Annotated in this window: 3 protein-coding genes; 2 read left to right on the forward strand and 1 reads right to left on the reverse strand. The window is 68.2% G+C overall.

What is annotated here, in order from left to right:
* Positions 1-299: metalloregulator ArsR/SmtB family transcription factor (locus Q1K57_RS06985; protein WP_300080334.1), on the reverse strand; the 299-nt coding region annotated here is incomplete at its 3' end.
* A gap of 80 nt (positions 300-379) precedes the next feature.
* Between Q1K57_RS06985 and Q1K57_RS06990 the strand changes: the two genes are divergently transcribed.
* Entirely contained in the window at positions 380-1,435 is a 1,056-nt protein-coding gene (locus Q1K57_RS06990; protein ID WP_300080336.1) for a permease, read from the forward strand.
* 19 nt (positions 1,436-1,454) lie between these two features.
* Positions 1,455-1,595, forward strand: a 141-nt coding sequence (locus tag Q1K57_RS15720; protein ID WP_366525350.1) for a thioredoxin family protein, incomplete at its 3' end; no start/stop codon positions are given.

The raw sequence follows: 1,595 nt of genomic DNA on the forward strand, positions 1-1,595 counted from the left end.
TCGACGACGGAGTAGTGCGCCCAGCGGCCGCGGCGTTCGCGGTGCAGCAGGCCGGCGTCCACGAGCTTGGTGAGGTGGTGGCTCATGGTGGGCTGGGCGATGCCGAGGGCGTCGGGCAGGGAACAGGCGCAGGCGGTGCCGCCGGGTGCGGCGGCGATGTAGTGCAGGAGCCGCAGGCGCACGGGGTCGCCGAGGGCCTTGAAGACGGCGGCGCGAGCGGCGGCGTCCACCTCGGACATGAGGGCGATCGGCCTGCCCGTCGCGCACTCGGTGACCAACACCTGGACCACTGTCGCCATGCGGACACCCTAGCCGAACATTGACGTTGGTCGATATGGAGAGTAGCTTCGATATCGACGTCGATCGATACGAGGAGCCCATGGCTGCCGACCCCATCCAGCGACCGGACACCCGCCGGACGCGGCGCGTCGCCCTCGGTCTGGCCGCGCTCGCCGCCGTCTGGGTGGCGGCGTACGCGCTGAACGAGCACGTCTGGACGTGGCTGCTGGGTGGCCTGTTCCGGATGGACCTGACCGGCCAGTTCGGGGGAGCGGTCCACTTCTTCTTCTACGACACGGTGAAGATCCTGCTGCTGCTGTCGGGCTTGATGTTCGTGATCGGCCTCCTGCGTGCCAGCCTGAACGTGGAGCGTGCCCGCGCGTTCCTCGAGGGCCGCGGGCTGTTCGTCGGACTGTTCATGGCGGTCGTGCTGGGCGTGGTGACGCCGTTCTGCTCGTGCTCGTCGATCCCGCTGTTCATGGGTTTCGTGGCGGCGGGGATTCCGCTGTCGATCACGCTGACGTTCCTCATCGCGTCGCCGCTGGTCAGCGAGATCGCGGCGATCATGATCGGCGCCCACTTCGGCGTCGACGTGGCGGTCGCCTACGTAGTGGCGGGCTCGCTGCTCTCGATGGCGATCGGGTTCGTGCTGTCGCGCTTCGACCTGGACCGTTGGGTCGAGCCCATGGTGTTCGCGACGCGGATGGCGCGGCTCCGCGCGGACGGTCACATACCGACGCTCGCCGAGCGCGTGGACGCCGCCCGCGAGGACGTCAGGGAGATCTTCACGCGCGTGTGGGCATGGGTCGTCGTGGGCGTCGCGATCGGCGCGGCGATCCACGGCTGGGTGCCCGCCGACTTCTTCGCCTCCTTCGCCGGCCCGGACAATCCGTTGGCCGTCCCGCTGGTCACCCTCTTCGCGGTCCCGCTGTACGTCAACGGCGGCGGCGTCGTGCCGATCGGCGAAGCACTCTGGTCGAAGGGGCTCCCACTGGGCACCGTGATGGCGTTCATGATGTCGGCCATCGCCTTGTCGATCCCCGAGGCCATCATGCTGCGCCGCGTCATGAAGCCGCCGCTGCTCGGCATCTTCTTCGGCGCCGTGACGGTGGGGATCATCGTCGTCGGCTACCTGTTCAACCTGCTGTACGCCTGATTCGGAAAGGGAACCCGGAATGCACATCAAGATCCTCGGCCCCGGCTGCAAGAACTGCGTGAACCTCGAGAAGGAGGCCCGCGCAGCCGTCGAACACCTCGGCCTGGACGCCACCGTCGAGAAGGTCACCGACTACGCCGACATCGCCTCCTACGGCATC

The sequence above is a fragment of the Propioniciclava sp. genome (assembly GCF_029977985.1).
Classification (GTDB): Bacteria; Actinomycetota; Actinomycetes; order Propionibacteriales; family Propionibacteriaceae; genus Propioniciclava.

What these genes read in the sequence shown, in the direction of transcription:
- Q1K57_RS06990 (WP_300080336.1), top strand. Translation starts at nt 380, where the DNA reads ATGGCTGCCGACCCCATCCAGCGACCGGACACCCGCCGGACGCGGCGC.